The sequence below is a fragment of the Pseudomonas trivialis genome, from assembly GCF_001439805.1.
Lineage (GTDB): Bacteria > Pseudomonadota > Gammaproteobacteria > Pseudomonadales > Pseudomonadaceae > Aquipseudomonas > Aquipseudomonas trivialis.
Map to the genome: position 1 here is coordinate 303593 of NZ_JYLK01000004.1, position 18417 is coordinate 322009.

Here is an 18417-nt window from a genome sequence, read left to right on the forward strand (position 1 = left end):
GGCCCGTCCCACTGCATTACGCTTACCGCTTGGGCGCCAGGCTCTCCAGTTGCGGCGCGCCGTTGATCCGTACCTGCAACGGCTGGTCGGCCGACACGGCATCCGGCACCGGCCAGCGCATGGTCGCGCCGGGCAGCACATAGCCGAGCAACCCCTCGACCAGCGGACGGGTTTGCCCGTTCTGCTTGAACGAGGCGTCAGTGAGCCGCGCATGCACGGCACCCTGGTTACGCACTTCGATGTAGCTGCGCCCGGCCACATTGACCTTGTGCCAGCTCAGGTCCGGCTTGCCCGCGCCCTTGGGGTCACGCTGGCGGGTCGCGTCTTCCTTGCTCCACAGGCCCGCGCCGTAGGCGAACAACGGCACCGAATAGCGCATCTGGAAGCGAATCGCCGCTGCGGTGTTCTTGCCTTCCGGGGGCGTGGGCACCTGCAGCGCGGAAGGAATTTCATCGATGATGATGCGGTAGGCCTGCTCCTGCCCCGGCGGTACTTCCTTGGTACGGGTCAGGCGCACCAGTTGCTTCTGGCCGGGTTCGATCCTTGCCACGGGCGGGCTGCCGATCACATCGCGCTGGTTCTGGTACTGCTCGTCGAAGCCCTGCTGGCTCCAGGCAAACACGCGCACCTGCAGGTTGGCGGTCTCGGTGCCACGGTTTTCCAGCCACAGTGCGCTGGCCTGTTGATCGGCCTCCAGCACCGGGTCAATCGGCCAGATCAACACCGAGCTTGCAGCCTGCACAAGCCCGCTCATACCCGCGGCGACCAAGGCAATACCCACGGCGCACAAGCGCCGGCAAGGTAAACGCATAAAACCACTCCTCATACTCAAATCCCTACCAAGACAGCTGCACCTGCAACGTGTCGCTGTACGTCCCATTCGGCTGATTGCCCGGCAGTACCACCCGCCCGTAGATCGGGAGACGAATGTTGTTTGCATCGCTGTAGCTCACGCTGACGCTCTGGCTCACGCCCAGGCTCTGGCTGAATGCGGCATCCCGAAATAACTGGTACCCCACTTGGGCACTGCCGCTGCTGTGCTTGAGGTTGCGCCCGCTGGTGCTGTGCAGCCCGCCGTCGACGCTCACGCTCAGTGCCACCCCCGGCGTGCATTGCAGGGTGATGCCACCGGTCATGGCCGCTGTCACGGTGCTGGTGGCCAGGGCGGAATAACTGCCGTAGTTCAGCGAACCGTAATTGACCCCACCGCCCACGATCAGGCAGCCCGGCGTAATCGTCGCGCTCACCTGGAAGCTCTGGTTGGTAACCGCCGACAACGGCAACGGCAGCGCCAGCCCGAAGGCCAGCAACGCGGTGCGCCACATGGTCAGAACGTCAGTTCAACGGCCACCGTGTCTGTGTAGGTGCCCGCCGGCAACCCCGGCTTGCCCACTGCCCGACCGTACAGCGCGACGGTTTGCGCCACCCCGGTGCTGGCGGCAAGGGTCACCACGCCGTCAATTGCCAGCAGCGCGGAATGCCCGCTGTCGGTGTAGAAATCGTACGGCACAAAGTTGCCGGCGCCGTCGGCCAAGGCACGGGTGCCGCCCTGTGAAGCGCCGTCATGGGCACCGGCGCGCACCTTCACTGCGGGCGTGGTCCCGGCCGAACACAGGATCGACAAGGCTCCGCCGGTGCCGGTGCCGCCCAGCAGTTGGGCGTCGGCATTGGTGAACAGGCTGTTGATAGTGCCGAAGTTCAAGGCACCGAAGTTCAGCCCCGTGGCGGCACCGGAGCCGTTGACCTGACAGCTGGCGATCAACGTCAGGCTGGAGGTGATCTGCCCGGTGACGGTGGTGGCCGCATTCAGGCTGGAGGCCATCGCAAGGCCCAGGGCGCAGACGCCGATTCGCGATACAAGTGGGTACATGAGAGTCATCCTTTGGGTTTACCAATCCAGTGTCACGGTCAATGTGTCGGTGTAGGTGCCAGCCGGGAGGGCGGTGGTATTGGCCACCACGGCGCCCCACACCGGGATGGTCATTTGCGTGCCATTGCTGGCGACGAAACTGCGTTGCTCGCCGATGCTGTACGGAATACGCCCAAGCGGGTCGGCCATCAGGTGATAAGCGATTGTCTGGCGCCCGTTGCTCAGGCGCCGAGTGGTGCCGACGGCATTGGTGCCGCCGTCGATGGTCACGGTAAAGCTGGCGACCGTCGGGTTGCAGGCGACCATCAACGGCGCGTTGTCGCCGGCCGACATGCCGGCTGCCAACGGGTTGCTCCAGGTGGGCCCCTGACTACCGAAATCCAGCATGGAGGTACCGCCAGTCGGACTGACGGGGGCCACGTCCGTGCCTTTGCTCACCTCGCAACCGGCGGTGATCACCATGCGCGCCTGGATAAAGCCGCTGGCCACCGCCGCCCGGGCATCCGGCGCCAGCAACCACAGGCCGCCCATGGCCATCAGGGTCAAACGACGGCCTACCATGTGACCGTCACCTTGAGCAGGTCGGTGTAACGGCCGACGGCGGGAATCTCCTTGAGCGGTTCGATGCGGCCGTAGAGCGGCAGGTCGACCGAACCGCTGTCCGGCACGCGGCCGCTGACCGGCACGTTCACCGGCAACGGGATCAACCGCGCGGCGTCCGCATAAATACGATAGGGAATGGCTTTGCCTGAAGAGGTGGCGTTGCCCAGATAGCGCACTTCGCCGGCACCACCGTGCAGGCCGCCGTCTACCCGCATCTGATACGGCGTGTCGGGGTTGCACTCCAGGCGCGGCTGGCGCTGGCTGATCAGCGCCGCACTCAGGGGCCCGGCCGGGTCGTCCAAGCGCGGGCCGCTGCCAAAATCCAGCACGCCAAGCTGCTCCACACCGGCACTGCGCGTGGTGCCTACCAACTGGCAACCGCGCTGCACGTCGATACGCACCACAACCTGAAGTTGCGCTGCATAAACCGTGTTACAGAGCATTGCGCCCATGATTGCCAATACCGCTCGTCCATTCACAACACCACATCCTTATGCGCGGGTGACACCTGCATATGAGGGTAGTCACTCAGGCAGAATCTGCCAGTCAAGGAAGGATTTAGCCTGGATCGTGGCTTTTCGAGATTGCACGGGTCGCCTAAAGTAGGCCACCACCGCACCCTGGAGTGACTTGTATTGGCCGGTTCCCTGGTTCGTCGCCTGCTCGGTAAAAAAACCGACACCCGCACCGACGTATCCGTCGCGATGTTCTTTCAGACAAACGCCGCGCAGCACGGCTACACCCTGAGTGCCGGGCAAACCCGCGCGATTGCCGCCATGGGCCGCGAGACCGCGCACCTGCTCGCCAACCAGCCCACCCGCAGCCTGTATCTGCACGGCCCGGTGGGACGCGGCAAGAGCTGGTTGCTCGACGGTTTCTTTCAGGCGTTGCCGCTGGCCGAGAAACAGCGCGTGCACTTTCACGAGTTTTTTACCCGCCTGCACCAGGGCATGTTCCAGCACCGCGCGCAGAACGACGCCCTCGCCGTGACCCTGGACGAATTGCTGGCCGGCTGCCGGGTGCTGTGTTTCGACGAGTTCCATGTGCACGATATCGGCGATGCGATGCTGATCAGCCGGCTGTTCAAGGCGCTGTTCCAGCGCGGCGTGCTGGTGCTGGTGACGTCCAACTATGCGCCCGAAGGTCTGCTGCCCAACCCGCTGTACCATGAGCGCTTCAAGCCGGTGATCGACCTGATCGCCGCGCGGATGGAGGTGCTGGAAGTCAGTTCACCCGAGGATTTTCGCCGCCTGCCCCAGGCCCACGCTCAACAGCGTTTTACCAGCGGGCACTACCTGTGGCCGGGCACGCCGGCGCAACGCGAGGCGCTTGGCCTGCCCGGGCCGGACGCCGCCGAGCACCGCCTGACGGTGGGCAACCGGCAGTTGAAGTGCCGCGGCCACCAGTCGCGCACCATCGCCTTCACGTTTGGCGACCTGTGCGAACAACTCACCGCCGTGATGGATTACCTGTTGCTGTGCCAGGACTATGACCATTGGATCATCGACGGCCTGCCCCACCTCGCCGATTGCCCGATTGCCGTGCAACAGCGCTTTATCAATGTGGTGGACGTGCTCTACGACCGTGACAAACAGCTGACGCTGATCGGTGAGCAGTCACTGGCGCAGGCCATGAGCGGCCAGGCCATTGACCTCGCGCGCACCGCCAGCCGTCTTGGGCAATTGCAACAGGCCGGCCCGCAACCTGCGTCCGAGCCGCTATCATGAGCGCCTTTTTACGCCCCCTTGCCGAGTGACCGCGCCGCTGATGAATACCCTCGCCCAACTCAAGGCCGGCCAATTGGCCGGTGCCACGCGCCTGGACCTGTGCTGCGGGCTGACCGAATTCCCCCGGGAAATCTTCGAACTGGCCGACTCGCTGGAGATCCTCAATCTCACGGGCAACGCCCTGAGCAGCCTGCCCGACGACCTGCACCGGCTGACGCGCCTGCGCGTGCTGTTCTGTTCGGACAACGCCTTTACCGAGCTGCCGGCGAGCCTGGGCCAGTGCGCGACGTTGAGCATGATCGGCTTCAAGGCCAACCAGATCAGCCATGTACCGGCCGTCGCGTTGCCACCGCAATTGCGCTGGCTGATCCTCACCGACAACCGCATCAGCCAGTTGCCCGACGAGCTCGGCCAGCGACCGCTGCTGCAAAAACTGATGCTGGCCGGCAACCGGCTTGCGCAATTGCCCGAGAGCCTGGCCAACTGTCAGAACCTTGAATTGATCCGCATCGCCGCCAATCGCCTGACCCACCTGCCGCGCTGGCTGCTGGCGCTGCCCAGCCTGACCTGGCTGGCGTACGCCGGCAATCCGGTGGAAATGGCAGCGGACCTCACAGGCGAGGACGCGACGCCGAACATTCCCTGGACCGAACTGGCACTGGGCGCCGTGCTGGGCGAAGGCGCTTCGGGGATCATCCGCCAGGCGTTGTGGAAACCCCAGTCGCTGCCGGTAGCGGTGAAACTCTACAAAGGCACGATCACCAGCGACGGCTCGCCGCTGCATGAAATGCAGGCCTGCATCGCCGCCGGCCTGCACCCCAACCTGATCAAGGTGCGGGGCCGCGTGGTCGGCCACCCCGATGCACAGGCTGCGCTGGTGATGGACCTGATCGAGCCGAGCTACCGCAACCTCGCTGCCCTGCCAAGCCTTGCGTCCTGCACCCGCGACATCTACGCGCCCGCTACCCGGTTCAGCCTCGACGTGGCATTGCGCATGGCACGTGGAATCGCCTCGGTGGCCGCGCACCTGCACCGGCACGGCATCACCCATGGCGACCTGTACGGCCACAATATTCTGTGGAATGAAGCCGGGGAGTGTCTGCTGGGGGACTTTGGTGCCGCGTCGTTCCACGCCAAGGCCGACACGCTGGAGACCCGGGCCTTGCAGAGGATCGAAGTGCGAGCGTTCGGCGTGTTGCTGGGGGAATTGCTGGAGCGGGTTGACGGGCAGGTGAGCGAAGAACTGCTGGCACTGCACAAAAACTGCTGTCAGCCCGATGTGCTGGCGCGGCCCGGCTTCGAAGACATCGAAGCCCTGCTCGATTCCCTCCAACACCGCTAAACAACTGTGGGAGGTTCCCTTAGGGCCTTTGTGGCGAGCGGGCTTGCCACAAAGCCCGCTCGCCACAGGAATGTGGCTGCCTGAAACTTCAGGTTTAAAATCAATAAATCTGTGTTTGATAAGAGGGAGCAAGCCCCCTCTCACACATTGGGTCTGCGTTTTCCAGTTATCAGCCTGCCAGACCGACAAACATGTCCTGCACATCGTCGTGGTTATCCAGGCCTTCGAGGAACGCCTCAACCTCGGCCATCTGCTCATCGCTCAACCCGGTTACCGGGTTCTTGGCGATATAGCCCAGCTTGGCCGACAACACGGTAAAGCCCTGCTCCGGCAGCGCTTTCTGCACGGCGTCCAGGTCGGTGGTCTCGGTGATGAACAGGCTGGTGCCTTCTTCTTCACCCTCTTCGAAATCCTGGGCTCCGGCTTCGATGGCAGCCATCTCGGGATCGGCGTCCGGGCTGTCCGGCGAGGCTTCTATCAGGCCGACATGGTTGAAGTCCCAGGCCACCGAGCCGGATGCGCCCAGTTGGCCCTTGCGAAACGCCACGCGGATTTCCGCCACGGTGCGGTTGATGTTGTCGGTGACGCATTCGACGATCAACGGCACCTGATGCGGGGCGAACCCTTCGTAGGTCACACGGTGGTATTGCACGGTTTCACCGAGCAGACCGGCGCCCTTCTTGATCGCGCGTTCCAGGGTTTCCTTGGGCATCGAGGCCTTTTTGGCCTGTTCCACCACCAGACGCAGGTGGGCGTTGGTGGCAGTGTCGGCGCCATTGCGCGCGGCAATGGTGATTTCTTTCACCAACTTGCCGAAGATCTTGCCCTTGGCATTGGATGCCGCTTCTTTATGTTTGACTTTCCACTGTGCGCCCATGACTCACTCTCTAACTGTCCATGGCGCCGAAACGTCTACTGGCCGGCGCTTTGGGGGCAGAGTTTATAGCGCAGCCACGCTTCCTTCCAGCAAAAAACCCTCAGGGCGCCAACTCGAAAACCGCCTGGATCATGCGCTGCGAGCGCCGCCGTTGCAGACAGCCGAGCAGGTGCCGGTTCACCAGGCCATCGCCCTGGATCGGCACCGCGCGCACCCTCGGGTCGGGGCTGACTTCAATCGAGGACACCACCCCGACGCCCAGTTCGGCCGCGACCGCTTCAGTCACCGCTTCACGGCTGTCCAGTTCCAGCAGCACCCTGGGCTGCACATCGACCACCTGGCAGGCGTCGTCAAAGGTGCGTCGGGTGATGGAACCGGGCTCGCGCAGCACCATGATCACATCGTGCAACTGCTTGAGCGCAATACCTTCGCGCAGGCTCGCCCACGGGTGCGCCGCCGGCACCAGTGCGCAAATGCGCGACTCACTCAAGGGTTGCAGGTGCACGCCATTGCGCGGCGCCACTTCGGTGAGCACGGCCACATCCGCGTGCTCGGCCAACAGCGCCGCCAGGGTTTCCTGAGCATTGCCCAGGCGCAGGTTCACGGTGATACCCGGATAGCGCGCACGCAGGCTGGCGATCATCGGCATCACCAGGTGCGGGCCGTCCGCCGCGACTTCCAGGCGGCCGCTGAGCAGTTGGCGATTGGCCTCCAGCAGGGTCTGCGCTTCGTCCACCAGGCCGAAGATCGCCCGGGTGATCGCCGCCAGGCGCGTGCCCTCCTCGGTCAATTCCACCCGTCGTGCGGTGCGGCGCAGCAGTGGAATCTGATAGTGCTCTTCCAGCGCCTTGATGTGCCCGGTCACCGCCGGCTGGCTGATAAACAGGCGCGCCGCCGCCCGGGTAAAGCTGCCCTCGCGGGCCACGGCGTCAAACGCACGCAATTGAAACAGGTTCATCGTTATCGGCCTCACTGATGGCTCGCATAACAACAAACAATTTGATTGATGACAAGCCAAACTGCAATTTAGGCGCCGTAGCGTTCACACCAACACCTCGCGAGAATCTGAAATGACCACTGCCGCGCCGCGCCTGCTGACTCCCGGCCCACTGACCACCTCGCTGCGCACCCGCCAGGCGATGCTGGAAGACTGGGGCTCGTGGGATGCGCGCTTCAATCAACTCACCGCCAGTGTCTGCGCCCGGTTGCTGGCGATTCTCAACGGTGCGGACAGCCACCACTGCATTCCCCTGCAAGGCAGCGGCACCTTTGCCGTCGAGGCCGCCATCGGCACGCTGGTGCCCCGTGACGGCAAGGTGCTGGTGCTGATCAACGGTGCGTACGGCAAGCGTCTGGCAAAGATCTGCGCGGTGCTCGGGCGCACGTTCAGCACCTTCGAAACCGCCGAAGACGCCCCAACCACCGCCGCCGATGTAGACCGCCTGCTACACGCCGACAGCCGCATCAGCCATGTCGCCCTGGTCCACTGCGAAACCAGCACCGGCATCCTCAACCCGCTGGCAGAGATTGCGCAGGTGGTTGAGCGCCACGGCAGGCGGCTGATCATCGACGCCATGAGTTCGTTCGGCGCGCTGCCCATCGATGCCCGCGAAATACCCTTCGACGCGCTGATCGCAGCCTCGGGCAAATGCCTGGAAGGCGTGCCGGGCATGGGCTTTGTGTTCGCACAGAAGGCCGCGCTGGCCGCAGCCCAGGGCAACAGTCACTCCCTGGCGATGGACCTGTTCGACCAGCACAGTTATATGGCCAGCACTGGCCAGTGGCGTTTCACCCCACCGACCCACGTGGTTGCCGCCCTGCATGAGGCGCTGCTGCAATTTGACGAAGAAGGCGGCCTGCCCGCGCGTCACCGGCGCTACGCCAGTAACTGCCAGGCGCTGCTGGACGGCATGGCCGCCCTGGGCCTGCGCAGCTTCCTGCCGGCCGCCATCCAGGCACCGATCATCGTCACCTTCCACGCTCCGCAAGACCCGCGCTATCGGTTCCAGGATTTCTACGAACGGGTCAAGGCCCGTGGCTTCATCCTGTACCCCGGCAAACTGACCCAGGTGGAAACGTTTCGCGTTGGCTGCATTGGTCATGTCGACGCCACGGACATGCGAGCGGCGGTCACGGCGATCGGTGAAGCACTCCTGCACCACACCAGCATCCACAGGACTTGAACCATGCAGTATCAAACCCCCAACACCCTGCAAGCCGTGATCCTCGACTGGGCCGGCACCGTGGTCGATTTCGGCTCGTTCGCGCCCACGCAGATCTTCGTCGAGGCCTTCGCCGAATTCGGCGTGCAGGTGTCCATCGAAGAAGCCCGTGGCCCCATGGGCATGGGCAAGTGGGACCATATCCGCACCCTCTGCAACCAGCCGGCGGTGGCCGAGCGCTACCGCCAGGCGGTCGGCCGCACGCCTGCCGATGCGGACGTGACCGCGATCTACCAGCGCTTCATGCCGCTGCAGATCGAGAAGATCGCCGAGCACTCGGCATTGATTCCCGGCGCCCTCGACACCATCGCGGCGCTGCGTGCGCAGGGCATCAGGATCGGCTCCTGCTCCGGCTACCCACGGCAGGTCATGGACAAGGTGGTCGCCCTGGCAGCGAGCAACGGTTATGTCGCCGACCACGTCGTAGCCACCGACGACGTCCCCAACGGTCGCCCGTGGCCGGCCCAGGCCCTGGCCAACGTGATCGCCCTGGGCATTGACGACGTGGCGGCGTGCGTGAAGGTCGATGACACCGTGCCGGGCATCCTCGAAGGCCGTCGCGCCGGCATGTGGACCGTGGCGCTGACCTGTTCCGGCAATGCGCTGGGCCTGACCTACGCGCAGTTTCTGGCGCTGGACAGCGACACGCTGGCCGCCGAACGCAGGCGTATCGAGGCGATGTTCGCCGGCTCGCGCCCGCACTATCTGATCGACACGATCACCCAGTTGCCGGCGGTGATCGCCGACATCAACGGGCGCCTGGCGCGCGGTGAAGTGCCCCAAGGCACCTGACAGCGATCAGGATGACGGCATCGCGGACGCGCACTGCGGCGAAATCAGGCATACAGTAAACGGACTCCGTCGCCAAAGAACGGAAACATGACCTGATGAGTGAGGAAACCAGCGATGCCGTGGAAAAATTCCGATTCGCGCTACAGCACGATGTCGATTGCGCTGCACTGGTTGATGGTGGTGCTGCTGGCGGTGGTCTATGCCTGCATCGAATTGCGCGGGCAGTTCCCCAAGGGCAGCGGTGCACGCACGCTGATCGTCGAAATGCACTTCATGTTCGGCCTGACCGTGTTTGTGCTGGTGTGGCTGCGATTGTTTGCGCGCAGCCTGGGGGTTGCACCAAGAATCGTCCCGGCCCCGCCGCCATGGCAGCGCTGGCTGGCCCGGCTCACGCACACCGCACTCTACGCGTTGATGATCGGCATGCCGATCGCCGGTTGGCTGATCGTCAGCGCCGAAGGGCACTCGGTGATGTTCTACGGGATGGAATTGCCGCCGTTGATCGCCGAGAACAAGGCATTGGCCAAGGAGATCGAGGGCTGGCACGTGCTGTTCGGGCAGATCGGGTACTGGCTGATCGGACTGCATGCCCTGGCAGGGATTTTTCACCATTATGTGATGCGCGATAACACGGCGTTGCGCATGCTGCCAGGCAGGCGGCAATCGGTTGAGTGACACACCGCTGTCGGGAGCATGAGCGATTTCAGGCAACCACATTCCTTTGAAGAGCCCGCTCGCCACAGAGGCTCCAGTTTGTTGCGCCACATTGCCAGGCTGTTGTATCAGGGATTGAATCCACGGCGTCCCTGTAGGCCGCCGGTATGTATGAAGATCAGGCGAGTGCCGGGGGCGAAGCGGCCGGCCTCGATCTGCTGTTTCAGCGCCAGCAGCGCCTTGCCGGTGTAGAGCGGCTCCAGCGGCAGGCCGCATTGCTGCTGCGTGGCGTCAATAAACGCGAGCAACAAGGGGTCGACTTTGGCAAAGCCGCCCCTGCTCGCGTCCAGCAGCTCATAACCTTGCGCCACGATTGACTGCACAGTGCGCGCCACTCCGTGGTCATCCGGCACGGCCAGTGCACCGTACACCGGATGGGCGCCCGCCTCGGCCAGCACCAACCCCGCCAACGTGGTGCCGGTGCCGGCGGCCAGCCACCACGCGTCATAGTCGGCCCAGCCCAGCGCATTCAACTGCGTCCGCGCCTGTTCGACCAACACCCCACATCCCAACGCCCCGGTCAATCCGCCACCGCCCTCGGGCACCGCATGCAGATGCGGATAGTGCGCGTGCCACGGTTCCCAGAACCCCGGTTCGTGACGCGCACGATAGCCGCCATACCCCAGCCAGTGCAGTTGCATGCCGAACGCTTTGAGGTCGAGCACCGTGGGCGTGTCCTGCGGATGACCGCGCAACAGGCCGACCGTGGCAAAACCAAAGCGCTGGCCCGCCGCCGCCAAGGCGTGCAGATGGTTGGAGTAGGCGCCCCCCAGGCTGATGAGGCCGCTGGCGCCGGCCCGCCGCGCCAGGGCCAGATGCCCGCTGAGCTTGAACCATTTATTGCCGCTGATCAGCGGGTCGATCAGGTCCAGGCGCAGCACCGCAAGCTCGACGCCGCGCAGCCAATCAAGCTGCACGGGTTCAAGGGGCGCGTGGGGCAGCCAGTCGAAGGGATCCATGCGGGAACCTGGGCGAAAAAGGGGCGGTAGTCTACCACCGCCCCGCCCCGGGTCTTACAGCTCGGCGGCGAGGCGCGAGCCCTGGTTGATGGCGCGCTTGGCGTCCAGCTCGGCCGCCACATCGGCGCCGCCGATCAGGTGCACGTTCTGACCCGCCGCGACCAGGCCGTCGTGCAGTTCGCGCAACGGGTCCTGGCCTGCGCAGATGACGATGTTGTCTACCGCCAGCACTTGGGGCTCGCCCTCGGCGCCGATGCGGATATGCAGACCTTCGTCATCGATCTTCAAGTACTCGACGCCGTTGAGCATCTGCACCTGCTTGTTCTTGAGTCCCGTGCGATGGATCCAGCCGGTGGTCTTGCCCAGACCATCACCGACCTTGGAGGCCTTGCGTTGCAGCAGGAACACTTCACGCGCTGGCAGGTGCGGCTGCGGCTTGATCCCGGCCACGCCGCCACGGGCCTGCAGTTGGGTGTCGATGCCCCACTCCCGCCAGAACGCGTCGCGGTCCAGGCTGGTGGACACGCCCTGATGCACGAGGAACTCCGAGACGTCGAAACCGATGCCGCCGGCACCGATCACCGCAACGCGTCTGCCCACCGGCTTGCGTTCGAGAATCACGTCCAGGTAGCTCAACACCTTGGCGTGGTCGACTCCCGCAATGGCCGGTGTACGCGGCGCGATTCCGGTGGCCAGGATGATCTCGTCATAGCCGCCCGCCGCCAGTTGAGCGACGTCCATGCGGGTGTTCAGGCGCAGCTCGACCTCGGTGGTTTGCAGCTTACGCGTGAAGTAACGCAGGGTTTCGAAGAACTCTTCCTTGCCTGGCACCCGCTTGGCGATATTGAACTGGCCGCCAATTTCACTCGCCGAATCAAACAGTGTCACCTGATGCCCGCGCTCGGCGGCCACGGTGGCAGCGGCCAGCCCCGCCGGGCCTGCGCCGACCACGGCGATTTTTTTGCGGCGGGTGGTCGGTAAATAGTTGAGCTCGGTTTCGTAACACGCGCGCGGGTTGACCAGACAGGTGGTCAGCTTGCCGCCAAACGTATGGTCCAGGCAGGCCTGGTTGCAGCCGATGCAGGTATTGATCTCATCGGCACGCCCGGCCGCAGCCTTGTTGACGAACTCCGGATCGGCCAGAAACGGCCGCGCCATGGAGACCATGTCCGCATCACCCTGGGCAAGGATCTGCTCGGCAATCTCCGGGGTATTGATGCGGTTGGTGGTGATCAGCGGGATCTGCACCGCGCCACGCAGCTTGGCCGTGACCTTGCTGAACGCACCTCGCGGCACCTTGGTGGCGATGGTCGGGATGCGCGCTTCGTGCCAGCCGATGCCGGTGTTGATAATCGTCGCGCCGGCCTGCTCGATGGCCTTGGCCAGTTGCACGATTTCTTCCCAACTGCTGCCACCTTCCACCAGGTCAAGCATCGACAGGCGAAAGATGATGATGAAATTCGGGCCGACGGCTTCACGCACCCGACGCACGATTTCCACCGCCAGGCGCATGCGGTTTTCATAGCTGCCGCCCCAACGGTCGGTGCGGTGGTTGGTGTGGGCGGCGAGGAACTGATTGATGAAGTAGCCTTCGGAACCCATGATTTCCACGCCGTCGTACTCCGCGACCTGGGCCAGCCGCGCGCAGGTGACGAAATCCCGAATCTGTTTTTCAATGCCCTCTTCGTCCAGCTCCCTGGGCTTGAACGGATTGATCGGCGCCTGAATCGCGCTCGGCGCCACCTGCCTGGGGCTGTAGGCGTAACGGCCAGCGTGAAGGATCTGCATGCAGATCTTGCCGCCAGCTGCGTGCACCGCCTGGGTGACGATTCTGTGCTGGTGCGCTTCTTCCTCGGTGGTCAACTTGGCCGCGCCGGCATATACACCGCCTTCATCATTCGGACCAATCCCGCCAGTGACCATCAGGCCGACACCGCCTCGGGCACGCTCGGCAAAATAGGCCGCCATGCGTTCGAAACCGCCGGGCTTTTCTTCAAGGCCGGTGTGCATCGAGCCCATCAGGGTGCGGTTACGCAAGGTGGTAAAACCCAGGTCCAACGGGGCCAGCAGGTGCGGGTAGGCAGCAGCAGTCATGGTACAGCTCCACAACGGATCATCACGGGACGTGGGGTATTCGAATGACACCCCATCGGTTTATGTCCCACAGCCTAAGAGGCGACAGGCTGACGCTCAATGACTCAAACTGACAACTTGTTAACCGGAATGCACAGCACCTGCCTGCCACCCGCGCACTTATTCAGCGTACCTATCAACCCCATCCACTTTGCTGACTTCAGGTAACCGCGCAGCGCCTGCATCCTGAGATGACGCCGCCATTGATCGCGAGCAATAACCTGACGCCGTGCCCGCCACGTGGCTCCTTGTTATTCATCGCCCTTGCAGGATTGAGAAAAATGCCTAAATCCTTATCAGCGTTGACTAAACAAGCGCCCGAGGTGGACGAGGTGCTCGACAGCATCATTGCCATGGTGTCGGCGCATTTTGCGGCGCCGATTGACCCGCACAAACGCGCACCGATGAGCGAGCACGACAACTTGTTCCTGCATAACGCCGCCGCAGTCGCCGCCGCCCGATTGGACTTCATTCATGACAAGCACTTCGTCGATACGCTGACCGGACTGCCCAATCGCGACTGTTTTGAACGCGACGTTGCCAACGACGCGGCAGGCCTGCCGGAACGCCTGGCCATACTGATCGAGCCACTGACCGCAGTCGGCATGGACAGGCTGGTAAAAGCCCTGGGCCTGGACTGTTTCGTCGAGTTCATGCTGGGGGTAAAACATGTACTCGCCGCTGTACTGCCTGGGCATGCACGCCTGTATCGCGCCGGCACGCTGAGCTTCGCGGTGCTGATGGAGGGTGGTCCCGAGGTTGACCTGCCCGCCCTTATCCAGCGACTCACCGCCGCCCTTGCACGGCCGGTGCACTTCCAAAATGTGCCGGTGTTCGCCGACGTGGGCATCGGCGTGCTCAGGATCGGACCCAGCGCTGCGCCGCCTGCCGATAATGTGCGGCTGATGGCCAGCGTGACGGACACGGCGCGGCGTTCCGAGCATCGATGGCTGTATTACGACGCCACCATCGACGCCCACGCACAACGCAGCGCAATGCTGCTTCACTCGATCGAATCCGCGTTGCTCGCGCCGGACCAGTTGCGCCTGGAATATCAGCCTCGCATCAATCTGGCCGACAAACGCTGTGACTCGGTCGAGGCGCTTTTGCGCTGGACGCATCCGGTGCTGGGAGAAATCGGGCCCGCCGAATTCATCGGCCTGGCAGAGACCACCGCCGCCATTCGCCATATCACCAGCTGGGTGGTGAGAAACGTCTGCAAGCAGATAGACGCGTGGCGAAGCCAGGGGCTGCACCTGAACGTCTCGCTCAATGTGTCGTCGATAGACCTCACCGACGGCCAACTAATTGATGAGCTGACCCACTCACTGGCGCAGTTCAACCTGGCGCCGCAATGCATTGAACTGGAATTCACCGAAAGCGTGCTGATTCCCGACTTCGACGCCGTCCAGCACCAGCTCATGCGCCTGCACCAATTGGGCGTGGCCATCGCCATTGACGACTTCGGCAGCGGCTACAGCAACTGGCGATATTTGCGGGACATTCCCGCCAAAAGCGTCAAGCTCGACCGCTCGCTGTTGGTGGATCTACGGCCTGACACCAGCAATTGGCATATCGTCAAAGGCATCATCAGCCTGGCGCGAAACCTCAATCTCACCGTGGTGGCCGAGGGCGTGGAAACCCTGTTGAACTACCGGCTCTTGCGTGACTGGCAGTGCCATCAGGGCCAGGGCTATTTCTTCTGCAAACCCCTGTCGCCTGACGCCCTGCGTGAATGGATCGCAGGCGGGCAAGCCTTTGCGGGCCGCAAAGAATAACGCCGCGCAGGAACCAAGCCGGACGATGTGGTTCCAACGCGCAAGCGTCAACATTGGCTAAGCAGCCATTGGGGCTCGGAAAAAGCTGCGCATCGCCCCAATAATTCCTGTAACCCGCTGACTCTGTGTATCCTCATTCGCACTTCAGTCAAAAATTCATGCCCCGTCCCAGGTTCGTTGTCCGTTATCCATGCGCAAACTCTTAGCCCTCACCGTCACCATGGCCCTGGTTGCCGCCCTCACCGCCTATCTGGTCTGGACCCAGGATCGCCCCGTGGCGCATTACCTGTCGGACCTGCGGATTAATGTCGCCGTCAACCAGGGCCAGCCCGCCGATCGGGGCAACCTGCTGGGCATCCAGCCGGAGCTGTTCCCCGCCGATTACCAGAGTGTGGAACGCCTGCACCTGAAACTCGCGGCCTATCTGCAAAAGGCCCGCGAACAGGGCTTTATCAACGACAAAACCATCGTGGTCATGCCCGAACACATTGGCACCTGGCTGATGCTCGGCGGCGAAAAAAACGAGGTGTACCAGGCCACACATTGGCAGGACGCCATGAGCTGGCTGGCGCTCAGCAACCCGCTGTCGTTCGCGCGCGCATGGATCAGCGCCACCGGTGGCGACCGCATGAACGACGCTTACCTGCGCATGAAAGCCGAGACGATGGCGCGTGACTATCAGTTGCTGTTCGGCGGTCTGGCCAAAGAGTTCGGGGTAACGCTGGTGGCCGGCTCCATCGCCCTGCCCAATCCGAGTATCAGTCAGGGACAGCTGCAGGTCGGCCATGGCCCGCTGTATAACGCAAGCGTGGTATTTGCCGCCGACGGCCTCGCACTGGGCCAGCCGCAGCGTCAGTTCTACCCCATCTACGACGAGCGCGGCTTTATCGAGCCCGGTGATGAAAACATTATCAACGTGGTCGACACCCCGGCCGGTCGCCTGGGCATTCTGATCGGCAGCGACAGCTGGTACCCTGACAACTACCGCAAGCTCAACGACCAGGGCGCTCAACTGATCGCGGTGCCGGCCTATGTGATCGGTCGCGATACCTGGGACCGCCCATGGCGCGGCTTCAAAAGCGTGTCCACCCCTACGGAAATCAGCCTCAAGCCCGAAGAACTCAGCGAGGGTCAGGCCTGGCATCGCCTGACGCTGATCAGCCAGCAACCGATCAGCCAGGCCAACGCCGGCATGAGTGTGTTCCAGCGTGGACAATTCTGGGACCTGGGCAGCTCCGGCCAGAGCTTTTTGAGCAACAACGGCCAGGTGTTTGCCGACGGCAGTGCCCGTGGCGCACGCCTGCTGAACATCTGGCTGTAACAGCGTGAAGCCGGTGCGTCTGGGGGACTTGTCGGTCGGCTTCGTGCACAGCCTGGCCGACGCGATCCAAAGCCATGACCTTGATCCGCAACCGCTGCTGCTGCAATACGGCTTTGATCCAGCGCGCCTCGCTGAAGCCGGCGCACGCTTGTCGATCCCGCGCTACATGCACCTGGGCCATGCGGCCATCCAACTCACCGGCGACCCGGGTCTGGGCCTGCGCATGGGCAGGCTCAGCCGGCTGAGTCAAGCGGGCCTGGCGGGCATCACCGCAGCCCAGGCGCCCACAGTGCGCGAGGCCGCTCGCACGCTCACGCGCTTCGAAGCGCTCTACGGCTCCAACTATCGCGGCCAATCCAGCTTTCATGAAGATGCCGAAGGCGCGTGGCTGCGGTTCTACTCCATCAGCCCCTACAACGCCTATAACCGCTTTGTGGTGGACTCAATCATCGCCGGCTGGCTGCAACAACTGTCGAGCCTGGCGCAACAGCCCGTGCAGGCGCAACGCATTGACATAGAATTCGAAGCCCCGGGCTACCAAGAACAATACGGCGTGCTGGCGCAAGGCCCGATCCACTTTGGCGCCGAGGCCAATCAGCTGCGCCTGAGTCAAGAGAGCCTGGCCCTGCGCAACCCGCAACATTGCCCGAGTACCTGGCAACTGTTGCTGCAACTGTGTGAAAGGGAACTGGAGCAACTGACGCGCACCCGCAGCCTGCGCGAGCGCATCACCCGTTTGCTCGGGCCGATGCTCAATGGCGGCCGGGAACCCGACCTTGAGGAAGTGGCGGCACGCTTGACGCTGCCGACCTGGACACTGCGGCGCAAACTGGCCGACGAAGGCACTCAATTTCGCGCCATTCTCAACGACACCCGCCGCGATCTGGCCATGACCTACATTCGCGATACGGAACTGGCGTTCGGCGAGATCGCCTACCTGCTTGGTTTTGCCTCGGCCCAGGCGTTTCAACGGGCCTTCAGGCGCTGGAACAACCAGACCCCAGGGGAATTTCGCCGCAGTCAGCGGCATTCCGCCTGAAGTCGGATTTACAACTCGGTGGCGTCGTCGACCGGATCCAGCGGATCCAACTCGAAGGCCTGATACTCCAACAGCTCTTCCTGATAATCGTCCATGGTGGGCTCCTTTTTGGATGGACAGCGATGACAGGTTAATGACCTGTATCACCAGCCTAAAGTGCCGTCATGACGAAAAAAAGTCAGCTATTAAAAAATGGGAGGGGCCTGCTCCCTCCCATAGTGGATATTCAGTGTGTTTCAAGGCAGCGGCGGAATCGCCTCCGTGGGCGCCGGCAGGTTTGGATTGGTCGGTGCAGGTGCCGGCTCGGTTGCAGGCGCCGCCGGTTCGGTCTGTGGCGCAATCGGCGCTGCCTCGGGTGGCGGAGCAACGGGCTGCGACGCGGCCGGCTCTTCTTTCGGCGTTTCGACCTTCTCGGCTGTCGGCGTCGTCAAGGGCGCAGCCTTGGGTTCCGGCATGCCCAGGTCTGCCTTGGGCGTCTCTGGAATGTGCGCCGCCTTTTTCACTTCCTGCGGCAGGAACACGTCCACCAGCGCGAAGTAGCGGTCATAGAACTTGGGCGCTGAAACTGTCTCACTCGCCACTTTCACCATCGAGTCATCGGTGGAGCCGATGGGCATCGACACCGAGCCCAGCACACCCACGCCGAGGCTTGCGGAGTTGTTGACCTTCTTCAGCGCATAGCGGTCCTGCAGAGCGTTGGCGAACATTGTCGAATGTTTGCCACTGCCATCATCGGCGCACACCACGTTGAAGCTGATCTGCAAGTGCGTCTCGCCGGTCTGCTGGAAGCTCTTGTTGCCCACCACCAGTTTCGGATCGCTGCTGGTGATGATATAGCCCTGGCTGAGCAATGCACGCCGGGCCGCTTCGCACGCGGCGACGTCGCTAACCGGGTAATCACGGGAAAACGTGCCGGAGTCGTCGAAGTTCTCATGCTCATAAATAGCGGTCTTGGGTGACGAGCAGCCCGCAGCGCCCGCCAGCACCAGCGCCAGCCCGAGGCCACGCAAGTGAAATGATGTCGACATCGAAAATCCTGA

Annotated in this window: 18 protein-coding genes; 8 read left to right on the top strand and 10 right to left on the bottom strand. The window is 63.3% G+C overall.

Annotated elements, in window-relative coordinates; translation table 11 throughout:
- Window positions 1-22: 22 nt before the first annotated feature.
- From TU79_RS08550 to TU79_RS08570, 5 genes are read right to left on the bottom strand one after another with little or no spacing between them, the layout of a single operon-like run.
- On the bottom strand, window positions 23-811 hold the full coding sequence (locus TU79_RS08550; protein ID WP_057007577.1) for a fimbrial biogenesis chaperone: 789 nt from the start codon (window positions 809-811) through the stop codon (window positions 23-25).
- A gap of 25 nt (window positions 812-836) precedes the next feature.
- A complete protein-coding gene (locus TU79_RS08555; RefSeq protein ID WP_057007578.1) occupies window positions 837-1325 on the bottom strand; it encodes a Csu type fimbrial protein in 489 nt (162 codons plus the stop codon).
- A 2-nt stretch (window positions 1326-1327) separates the two neighbouring features.
- Window positions 1328-1870 (bottom strand): Csu type fimbrial protein, encoded by a 543-nt coding sequence (locus TU79_RS08560; RefSeq protein ID WP_057007579.1) that lies wholly within the window; start codon window positions 1868-1870, stop codon window positions 1328-1330.
- A gap of 18 nt (window positions 1871-1888) precedes the next feature.
- Window positions 1889-2431, bottom strand: coding sequence for a Csu type fimbrial protein (locus TU79_RS08565; protein ID WP_057007580.1), 543 nt, complete (start codon window positions 2429-2431; stop codon window positions 1889-1891).
- Window positions 2425-2952, bottom strand: coding sequence for a Csu type fimbrial protein (locus tag TU79_RS08570; protein WP_057007581.1), 528 nt, complete (start codon window positions 2950-2952; stop codon window positions 2425-2427). Before TU79_RS08570 ends, TU79_RS08565 begins: the two co-directional genes overlap by 7 nt.
- Window positions 2953-3108: 156 nt before the next feature.
- Between TU79_RS08570 and zapE the strand changes: the two genes are divergently transcribed.
- On the top strand, window positions 3109-4200 hold the full coding sequence (gene zapE / locus TU79_RS08575; protein WP_057007582.1) for a cell division protein ZapE: 1092 nt from the start codon (window positions 3109-3111) through the stop codon (window positions 4198-4200).
- A gap of 40 nt (window positions 4201-4240) precedes the next feature.
- On the top strand, window positions 4241-5542 hold the full coding sequence (locus tag TU79_RS08580; RefSeq protein ID WP_057007648.1) for a leucine-rich repeat-containing protein kinase family protein: 1302 nt from the start codon (window positions 4241-4243) through the stop codon (window positions 5540-5542).
- 169 nt (window positions 5543-5711) lie between these two features.
- On the opposite strand, the gene TU79_RS08585 is transcribed toward TU79_RS08580, so the two are convergent.
- Together TU79_RS08585 and TU79_RS08590 are read right to left on the bottom strand one after the other, a co-directional pair.
- Window positions 5712-6419 carry a YebC/PmpR family DNA-binding transcriptional regulator gene (locus TU79_RS08585; RefSeq protein ID WP_057007583.1) on the bottom strand — a complete coding sequence of 236 codons (708 nt, stop codon included), beginning with the start codon at window positions 6417-6419 and terminating at the stop codon, window positions 5712-5714.
- 100 nt (window positions 6420-6519) lie between these two features.
- A complete protein-coding gene (locus tag TU79_RS08590; RefSeq protein ID WP_057007584.1) occupies window positions 6520-7377 on the bottom strand; it encodes a LysR substrate-binding domain-containing protein in 858 nt (285 codons plus the stop codon).
- Between the two features lie 112 nt (window positions 7378-7489).
- On the opposite strand from TU79_RS08590, the gene TU79_RS08595 reads away from it, so the two are divergent.
- From TU79_RS08595 to TU79_RS08605, 3 genes are all read left to right on the top strand, one after another.
- Window positions 7490-8602 (top strand): 2-aminoethylphosphonate--pyruvate transaminase, encoded by a 1113-nt coding sequence (locus TU79_RS08595; RefSeq protein ID WP_057007585.1) that lies wholly within the window; start codon window positions 7490-7492, stop codon window positions 8600-8602.
- 3 nt (window positions 8603-8605) lie between these two features.
- A complete protein-coding gene (gene phnX, locus TU79_RS08600) occupies window positions 8606-9433 on the top strand; it encodes a phosphonoacetaldehyde hydrolase (protein WP_057007586.1) in 828 nt (275 codons plus the stop codon).
- A gap of 114 nt (window positions 9434-9547) precedes the next feature.
- Window positions 9548-10108, top strand: coding sequence for a cytochrome b (locus TU79_RS08605; RefSeq protein ID WP_057007587.1), 561 nt, complete (start codon window positions 9548-9550; stop codon window positions 10106-10108).
- Between the two features lie 107 nt (window positions 10109-10215).
- Here TU79_RS08605 and TU79_RS08610 read toward each other — a convergent pair whose 3' ends face one another.
- Window positions 10216-11106, bottom strand: coding sequence for a 1-aminocyclopropane-1-carboxylate deaminase/D-cysteine desulfhydrase (locus TU79_RS08610; protein WP_057007588.1), 891 nt, complete (start codon window positions 11104-11106; stop codon window positions 10216-10218).
- A 54-nt stretch (window positions 11107-11160) separates the two neighbouring features.
- Window positions 11161-13200 carry an NADPH-dependent 2,4-dienoyl-CoA reductase gene (locus TU79_RS08615; RefSeq protein ID WP_057007589.1) on the bottom strand — a complete coding sequence of 680 codons (2040 nt, stop codon included), beginning with the start codon at window positions 13198-13200 and terminating at the stop codon, window positions 11161-11163.
- Between the two features lie 320 nt (window positions 13201-13520).
- Here TU79_RS08615 and TU79_RS08620 point away from each other — a divergent pair, with 320 nt between their 5' ends.
- The 3 genes from TU79_RS08620 (at window position 13521) to TU79_RS08630 (ending at window position 17377) form a co-directional block, all read left to right on the top strand.
- Entirely contained in the window at window positions 13521-15017 is a 1497-nt protein-coding gene (locus tag TU79_RS08620; RefSeq protein WP_057007590.1) for a putative bifunctional diguanylate cyclase/phosphodiesterase, read from the top strand.
- A gap of 190 nt (window positions 15018-15207) precedes the next feature.
- On the top strand, window positions 15208-16338 hold the full coding sequence (locus tag TU79_RS08625) for a carbon-nitrogen hydrolase family protein (protein WP_057007591.1): 1131 nt from the start codon (window positions 15208-15210) through the stop codon (window positions 16336-16338).
- A gap of 4 nt (window positions 16339-16342) precedes the next feature.
- Window positions 16343-17377 (top strand): AraC family transcriptional regulator, encoded by a 1035-nt coding sequence (locus tag TU79_RS08630; protein WP_057007592.1) that lies wholly within the window; start codon window positions 16343-16345, stop codon window positions 17375-17377.
- 236 nt (window positions 17378-17613) lie between these two features.
- Here TU79_RS08630 and TU79_RS08635 read toward each other — a convergent pair whose 3' ends face one another.
- Entirely contained in the window at window positions 17614-18405 is a 792-nt protein-coding gene (locus TU79_RS08635) for a DUF2242 domain-containing protein (RefSeq protein WP_057007593.1), read from the bottom strand.
- Window positions 18406-18417 lie beyond the last annotated feature (12 nt).